General features: G+C 71.8%; 7 protein-coding genes. 2 read left to right on the forward strand and 5 right to left on the reverse strand.

Annotated elements, in window-relative coordinates; genetic code table 11:
* Positions 1 to 28: 28 nt before the first annotated feature.
* On the reverse strand, positions 29 to 559 hold the full coding sequence (locus HGK34_RS15590) for a GNAT family N-acetyltransferase (protein ID WP_201849056.1): 531 nt from the start codon (positions 557 to 559) through the stop codon (positions 29 to 31).
* Positions 560 to 696: 137 nt separating this feature from the next.
* Entirely contained in the window at positions 697 to 1,449 is a 753-nt protein-coding gene (locus tag HGK34_RS15595; RefSeq protein ID WP_201849058.1) for a sulfite exporter TauE/SafE family protein, read from the reverse strand.
* A 133-nt stretch (positions 1,450 to 1,582) separates the two neighbouring features.
* Here HGK34_RS15595 and ybaK point away from each other — a divergent pair, with 133 nt between their 5' ends.
* Complete coding sequence (gene ybaK, locus HGK34_RS15600; RefSeq protein ID WP_201849060.1) at positions 1,583 to 2,092, forward strand: Cys-tRNA(Pro) deacylase; 510 nt, start codon at positions 1,583 to 1,585, stop codon at positions 2,090 to 2,092.
* 49 nt (positions 2,093 to 2,141) lie between these two features.
* On the opposite strand, the gene HGK34_RS15605 is transcribed toward ybaK, so the two are convergent.
* The gene (locus HGK34_RS15605) at positions 2,142 to 2,876 is read right to left on the reverse strand and encodes a YggS family pyridoxal phosphate-dependent enzyme (protein ID WP_201849062.1); all 735 of its coding nucleotides are present in this window, start codon (positions 2,874 to 2,876) and stop codon (positions 2,142 to 2,144) included.
* 173 nt (positions 2,877 to 3,049) lie between these two features.
* Between HGK34_RS15605 and HGK34_RS15610 the strand changes: the two genes are divergently transcribed.
* Positions 3,050 to 3,466, forward strand: coding sequence for a YccF domain-containing protein (locus HGK34_RS15610; RefSeq protein WP_201849064.1), 417 nt, complete (start codon positions 3,050 to 3,052; stop codon positions 3,464 to 3,466).
* A gap of 116 nt (positions 3,467 to 3,582) precedes the next feature.
* On the opposite strand, the gene HGK34_RS15615 is transcribed toward HGK34_RS15610, so the two are convergent.
* Together HGK34_RS15615 and HGK34_RS15620 are read right to left on the reverse strand one after the other, a co-directional pair.
* Entirely contained in the window at positions 3,583 to 4,872 is a 1,290-nt protein-coding gene (locus HGK34_RS15615; RefSeq protein WP_201849066.1) for an SGNH/GDSL hydrolase family protein, read from the reverse strand.
* Positions 4,873 to 5,061: 189 nt separating this feature from the next.
* Positions 5,062 to 7,704: a DEAD/DEAH box helicase gene (locus HGK34_RS15620; RefSeq protein WP_201849068.1), complete on the reverse strand. Its 2,643-nt coding sequence runs from the start codon at positions 7,702 to 7,704 to the stop codon at positions 5,062 to 5,064.
* Between the last annotated feature and the right edge of the window lie 33 nt (positions 7,705 to 7,737).

Genomic DNA, 7,737 nt, shown 5'->3' on the forward strand with positions numbered 1-7,737 from the left:
TGTCTTCCGGGTCCCCGGGCCGGCGGTGTCAGACCCGCTCGGGGACCTGGGCCGCCATCTTCGCGACCAGGACCTCGCCGCCCTTGGTGAGCTGCTCGCCGGTCTGCTCGAACCCGAGCCGGCCGTGGAACCGCATCGATCCGGGGTTCGGCGGGTCGAGGTTGATCTCACAGGTGACGACGTCGCGCGCGGCCTCGCGGGCGGCGTCGAACACGGCGTCGTAGAGCTGACGGCCGATGCCGCGGTTGCGGGCGCGCTCGCCCAGCACGATGCGGTCCACGTACAGGTGATCCAGGCCGCGATCCTCGAACCAGTCGTAGTTCTCCGACGAGTACTCGGCACCGGGGTCCAGGGCGAGGAGGAAGCCGAGCGGGTCAGCGCTGTTCTCGGGGTCCGTGGCGACCAGTGCGAGCGACGAGATGTCCAGGAGGTCCTGCATCGCGTCGGCCGGGGTCACCGGGACCGCCGGTGTTGCGGCGTTGTTGAGCTCGACCAGGGCCGGGACGTCGGACGCGGTCGCGGGCCGCAGCAAGGGGCTCGCGGGAGCGGCGACGGGCATGGGAGCATCCTCTCCTTGAGGAAATGGGATCGCTCCGACAATACCGGGCGCGCACGTCCGGATCAGTGGCGCGGCCCACATCGTGAGCGGCCTCACGAGACGGCGTCACAAGATGGTGTCGGTGGCCGGCCGCCGCGTCACAGCAGCTGTGCGACGCCCCGGGCGAGTGTCGCCGCGCCACCCACGTAGGCCAGGACGACGAGAACGCGCCGGGTCGCCTCCCGCGAGAGGCGCGGGGCGAGAAGCTCGCCCAGGGCGATGCTGCCGACGAGTGCGAGCCCGATCACGAGCCACTCCCAGACCGCGAACGCCGGGAACGTCGCCCCGGCGAAGAGGAGCTTGGCCGCCATCGCGGCGAGCGCGTTGGTCATGAAGAACGGCTGCGCCGTGGCGGCGAACGACCTGGTGTCCCACCGGTCCAGGACGGCGTACACGGCGAGCGGCGGCCCGCCGATCCCTGCCGCGACGCTGCCGACCCCGGAGGCGGCGCCGGTCACGAGCAGGGGGCGCGGGTCCCGCGCGGCGAACCGGCGCCGCTCACCGCGCAGGCGCGCCGTGACGAGGGCCAGCGTCATGGCACCGATGACGACGAGCCCGATGCCGATCTCCAGGGCCGCCGAGCTCGCGCCGCGCAGCAGGAGCGCCGCCGGGACGCTGACGCTCACCGAGGCGGCCACGAGCCACGCGTACCGCCGCCAGTCCACCTCGCGGAGCACCCGGCCGATGATCAGCAGCGCCATCGCGGCACCGACGACGTTGACCAGCAGCACTCCTTCCAGCGGGCCCACGAGCAGCACGATGAACGGCCCGGCCACCAGCCCGAACCCCATGCCGGCCACGCGTTGGAGGGACCCGCCCACCAGGATTGCCAGGACGAGGAGAGCGAGCACGGGGCAACTGTACGCTCGGGCAACGCGCCCTCGGGCCACCTGCGGTGCGGCCCGGACCGCGAGCCGCGAACCCCGAGTGGTTCCTCCCCGGGCGCGTGGACGGGGCGGCAGGCCTGTCGGAGGGTCCGCGACAATGTGGCTCGTGGCGAAGAAGAAGCGTGCGGGGGCCGGCGGTGGCGGGACGCCGGCCGTCCTGGCCCTGGAGACGGCCGGCGTCAACCATGTGCTGCGTGCCTACGAGCACGACGGGTCCCGGGACGACTTCGGTGCCGAGGCGGCCGACGCGCTCGGGCTGCCTTCCGGGCAGGTGTTCAAGACGCTCCTGGCCGACGTCGACGGCGTGCTCGCCGTCGGCATCGTGCCCGTGGACCACAAGCTGGACCTGAAGGCGCTCGCCAGGGCGGTCGGCGGGAAGAAGGCGGCGATGGCCGACGTCGCGCGGGCCGAACGGGCGACCGGCTACGTGGCGGGCGGTATCTCGCCGCTCGGCCAGAAGCAGCGGCACGTCACGGTGCTGGACGAGTCGGCCGAGGCGTTCGACGTCGTCTACGTCTCCGCCGGGCGCCGGGGCCTGGAGGCCGGCCTGGCGCCTGCCGACCTCCTGGCCCTCACCGGAGGGACGGCGGCCCCCATCGCCCGCTAGCCCCGCCCACACCGGAGGCCGGCTCGTTCCCGGGGCCCATTCCCGGGGCCTAGCGGGCGCGGGGGCCGAAGACCGCCGTGCCGACGCGGACGATCGTGGCGCCCTCCGCGATCGCGAGGTCCAGGTCGGTCGTCATGCCCATGGAGAGCTCTCGGGCGTCGGCGGTGCCGGGGGCGTCCGACGCCAGGACCTCGTCGCGGATCGCGCGCAGACGGGCGAACCCGGCGCGGACGGCGGCGTCGCCGGCCGGCTCGCCGCCGGCGTCCAGGTGGGCGCCGATCGTCATGAAGCCCGTCAGGCGCAGGCCGGGCAGGGCGGCGACGTCGAGGGCGAGCGGGACGGCGTCGCCGGGCACGACGCCGGACTTGGTGTCCTCGCCCGACACGTTCACCTGGACCATCACGTCCAGCGTGCGGTCGTCGCGGACGCATCGCGTGGACAGCGCCCGGGCGAGGGCCAGCGCGTCGACCGTCTCGACCCCGGTCGACGTGGACAGCACCTGGTTGATCTTGTTGCGCTGCAGATGCCCGATCATGTGGACCTCGAGCGTGCCCGCCGCGACGCGGTCGGCCAGCGCGGGAGCCTTCGCGACGAGTTCCTGCACGCGGTTCTCGCCGATCAGGTCGACACCGGCCTCGACCGCGGCGCGCACGGCGTCGGCGTCCTGGGTCTTGGTCGCGACCAGGAGGCGGACCTCGCCGGGGTCGCGCCCGGCGGTGCGGGCGGCGGTGTCGATGCGGGAACGGACGGCGGCGAGGCGATCGGCGATGGAGGAAGACGGCACGGTCCGAGTGTATGGATCCGTGGCTGCCCGGCGACGCAACGGCCGTCCGCGGGTGGCGCGCGCCCGCGAGGGCGGGCCCGGTGCGGGTGTGCTGGTGGCTGCGGCCGTGATCAGGGACGGATCAGGGCGATACCTGGTGACGTCCGGGCCGCGGCATGCGGCAGAATCGGACCATGCTTCGGACGCTGCTGAACATCATCTGGTTCGTCTTCGCGGGACTCGGCCTGTTTCTCGGCTACGCGCTGGCGGGCATCATCTGCTGCCTGCTGATCGTGACGATCCCGTTCGGCATCGCGTCCTTCCGGATCGCCGTCTACGCCCTGTGGCCCTTCGGCCGCGCGGTGGTGGACAAGCAGCAGTCCGGAGTGGGCGAGGCGTTCTCGCTCGTGGGCAACGTGATCTGGGTGATCGTGGCCGGCTGGTGGCTCGCGATCGGTCACATCCTCACGGCGATCCCGCTGTTCGTCTCGATCATCGGCATCCCGATGGGGTGGGCGAACCTCAAGCTCATCCCCGTGTCGCTGATGCCGCTGGGCAAGGAGATCGTGCCCAGCGACGCGCTGCTGCCCACCTATCGGCGCGCTGCCTGACCGGCGCCGGGCGCGCTCGCCCTGGTGGCCCGGGTCTCCGGTGCGACGCGCTCGCCCCGGAGACCCGGGCCACCGGGCCGTTCAGCGGTCCGTGCCGGGTTCCTGACCGAGCGGCGTCACTTCTCGCCGAGCGACATGACCTCCTGGTCGAGCGGCCCCAGGGTCATGCGCGGCTCGCCCGTCGCGGTGAGCGTCGTCGCGCCCAGGCCGCCGATCACGCAGCTTCCGCTGACCGGGCTGCCGCCGTTCCACACCTGGCGCAGGCAGTTGCGCTGGGCGAGCTGACCCCAGTAGTTGGGGTGCAGCGACTCCTGGACCGCGTACGGGGAGTCGCCGATCGTGGAGACGGTGCGGATCTGGTTGACCCACTCCGTGCTGTCGACCGCGCCCGGCGACTGCCAGTTCGCCAGGCCGACCTCCTCGTACAGGCCCACGCCCTCCTCGCACAGGCGCTGCCCGTCGAACGCGTGCGTCATGTCGAGGGTGCGCACGTTCGACAGGCCCACGTCCGACGCCGCGCCGAGCAGCGCGCCGTTGATAACCGGCAGCGCCGTGGAGTTCGCCCAGTTCGCGTCCGCGTTCCACAGGCCACAGCCGCCGGTGAACTGGCGCGTGTATCCCGACTGGGAGTACCGGATCCCGCCCCCGTTCGGGACCGGGGACGGGTAGGTCTGGACGACGAGCGTCCACTGGCTGTCGTCGTATCCGGCGTTGCGCATGGCGGTCGCCACGTTCCCGAGTGCGCCGGCGACCTCGGCCCGAACGGCCGCGACGTTCGCGGAGGTGAAGTTGGCCTCGACCGAGTCGTCGTCGTGGCAGTAGTTCTTCCACCAGGTGGGTGAGGTGAGGAAGTCCACCACGCACTGCTGCACGATGCCGGCGAAGTCGAAGTCGTTGCCCCCGATCGAGACCACGACCATGCTCACGTTCCGGGTGGCGGCCGCCTCCTGCAGCGCCAGCGCCTGCCCCTGTCCGGCGGAGCCGTCGTAGAAGTCGATGCCGGGCTTGAAGTCCGACCCCGTGGACGTCGCGGTCTCCGCGCCGCTGCACGCGAGGTTGAGCCCCCTGGTGCCCGCGCCGATGTACGCCTCGGCGGACTCCGCCCGGTGGCAGCCCGGGATGGTCTCGCCGGTGCCGGACGCGTTGTCGTGGTACGCGCTCGGGCCCAGCGCGTCGGCGCGGTGGTAGTCGTCGTTGGAGCTGCCGGCCCAGCGCCCGGCCTCCCCCGAGATGTACGAGTCGCCGAGCGTGACGACCCACGGGTCGCCGCTGCCGGGGCCGTCGGCGGCGGCGGGGGGTGCGACGGCGGAGGTCGAGGCGATGAGGGCGGCGGTGGCGAGGGCGACGGCCGGCCCGGTCAGGGCGGCTCCGGTACGGGACGATCTGATGCGAGACAAGGTGTGCATGACCAGACTCCTGTTGTCGGACGAGTCAGCTTCGTTGCTGACTCGGGTAACAATAGCGGAGTCTACAAATTTGTCACCAAAGAGCAAATGATCGGCAAAATATGACGAACGGGAGGCTTGCCGGAGATCGACCATCCGGTGAGGGGGTCCGCCGGTGACCGCCGGACCCCGCCCGCAGGAGGGTCCCGGTCAGATGGTTCCGACGCGCAGGGCCCGCAGCATGACCTGGCCGGCCTCGTCGCTCGCGGCCAGGTCGACCCCCGCGGTGATGGCCCAGTCGTGGTTGCCGTCCGCGTCGTCGAGCACCTGCCGCACCCACCACGTGCCCTCGGGGACGCGACTGCCGTCCGGCAGTTCGCCGCCGGGCTCGACGATCGTGATCAGGCTCGCGGCACGGGCCTGCGGGCCGATGCCGATCGCGTCGTCGCCCTGCTCCTCGAACAGCGGGTCCAGCGCGTCGCCCCAGGCGTCCGCGTTCATGCCGAGCGCGCCGTCGAGCGAGCCGAGCGCCTCGTACGCCTCCCGCGCGGCCAGCTCGACGCGGCGGAACATCGCGTTGCGCACCAGCCGGCGGAACGAGCGGGTGTTCCCGGTGACGGGGCGCGCGGGTGCCTCCGCGCCGGCCTCGGCGAGCTCACCCTCCACGACCAGGTCGGCGTCGTCGTCCACAGGGTTCTGCAGCCGCTCCCACTCGTCGAGCAGCGACGAGTCGACGTTGCGCACCAGCTCGCCGAGCCACTCGATGACCTCGTGGACGTCCTCGGTGCGGTGCTCGTCGGGCACCACCTGGCGCACGGCGCGGAACGCGTCGGCCAGGTAGCGCAGCACCACGCCCTCCGTACGCTCCAGACCGTAGGCGCTGACCAGCTCGCCGAAGGTCATCGCCTTCTCCAGCATGTCGCGCACCACCGATTTGCACGACAGCTCCGCGTCCGCCACCCACGGGTTCGTCTGCTTGTAGGTGGCGAACGCCGGCTCCAGCAGGTCCTGGAGCGGCTTGGGCCAGGTGACCTCCTCCAGCAGCTCCATGCGCTCGTCGTACTCGATGCCCTCGGCCTTCATCGCGGCGACCGCCTCGCCGCGCGCCGTCTTCTGCTGGCCGAACAGCACCTGGCGCGGGTCGTCGAGCGTCGCCTCGATGACCGAAACGACGTCCAGGGCGTGCGTGGGGCTGTCGACGTCGAGCAGGTCCATGGCGGCGAGCGCGAACGGGGAGAGCGTCTGGTTCAGCGCGAAGTCGCGGGGGAGGTCCATCGTGAGCCGGGCGCTCGGGCGGTAGCCCGACGGCCGGGAGGCGTCCGGGATGCGGATCCGTTCCACGACACCGGCCTGGCGCAGGCTGCGGTAGATCCGGAAGGCCTGTCGCACGTGCTTGGCCCGGGCGGCCTCGGTGTCGTGGTTCACGGTCAGCAGGTGCCGCATCGCCGCGACGGGGTCGCCGCCGGGACGTGCCAGCACGTTCAGCACCATCGCGTGAGAGACGGTGAAGTTGCTGCTCAGGGGCTCGGGAGCGGCGTCGCGCAGGCGTTCGAACGTGGAGTCGGTCCAGTTCACCGCACCGGAGGGCGCCTTCTTGCGGACGATCTTCTTCTTTTTCTTCGGGTCGTCGCCCGCCTTGAGCAGCGCCTTGCGGTTCTCGATCACGTGTTCGGGCGCCATGACCAGGACCTCGCCGAGGGTGTCGAAGCCCGCCCGGCCGGCGCGGCCCGCGATCTGGTGGAACTCGCGCGCCGTGAGGTGGCGCATGCGCTCGCCGTCGAACTTCACGAGGCTGGTCAGCAGCACGGTGCGGATCGGCACGTTGATGCCGACGCCGAGGGTGTCGGTGCCACACACCACCTTCAGCAGCCCCTTCTGCGTCAGGCGCTCCACCAGACGGCGGTACTTGGGCAGCATGCCGGCGTGGTGCACGCCGATGCCGGCGCGCAGGAACTTGCTCAGGGTCCTGCCGAAGCCCGTGCCGAACCGGAAGGCGCCGATCTCGGTGATGATCGCCTCCTTCTCGGCCTTGTCGGCGAGCTTCATGGACAGCAGGGCCTGCGCGCGGTCGACGGCGTCCTTCTGCGTGAAGTGCACCACGTACACCGGGGCCCGGTGGGTCTGCACCAGCTCGGAGATCGTGTCGGTGAGGGGCTCCACCACGTAGGCGAACTCCAGCGGGACGGGCCGTTCGGCGCCGGCCACCTCGGCGACGTCGCGTCCGGTGCGGGTCTCCAGGTCCTCGCGCAGCGTCGTGGTGTCGCCCAGCGTCGCCGACATGAGCAGGAACTGGGTGTCGGGCAGTTCCAGCAGCGGCACCTGCCAGGCCCAGCCGCGCTGCGGGTCGCCGTAGTAGTGGAACTCGTCCATGACCACCTGGGCGATCGCGTCGTCGCCGGTCAGCGGGCCGCCGTCGTTGCGGGCCTGGCGCAGCGCCAGGTTCGCCAGGATCTCCGCGGTGCAGCAGATGATGGGGGCGTCCGGGTTGACCGCGGAGTCGCCGGTCATCATGCCCACGTTCTTCGACCCGAACGCCGCCACCAGGTCGAAGAACTTCTCGCTGACCAGCGCCTTCAGCGGCGCCGTGTAGTAGGTGCGCCCGCCGCGCCCGGACCGGTTCGCCGCGAGCGCCGCGAACTGCGCGCCCATCGCGACCATCGACTTCCCCGACCCGGTGGGCGTGGCGAGGATGACGTGGGAGCCCGTCATGAGTTCCAGGAGTGCCTCCTCCTGGTGCGGGTAGAGCGGACGACCGCCGTCGGCCGCCCATGTGCCGAAGTTCTCGAACAGCACGTCCGGATCCGGCGCCTTGCCGGTCGGGGCGGGGATGTGGGGGGGCTGTCTCTTATACACATCTGACGCTGCCGACGATAAGGCTCGTGTAGA

This window comes from Myceligenerans indicum, from assembly GCF_016742955.1.
Taxonomy (GTDB): domain Bacteria; phylum Actinomycetota; class Actinomycetes; order Actinomycetales; family Cellulomonadaceae; genus Myceligenerans; species Myceligenerans indicum.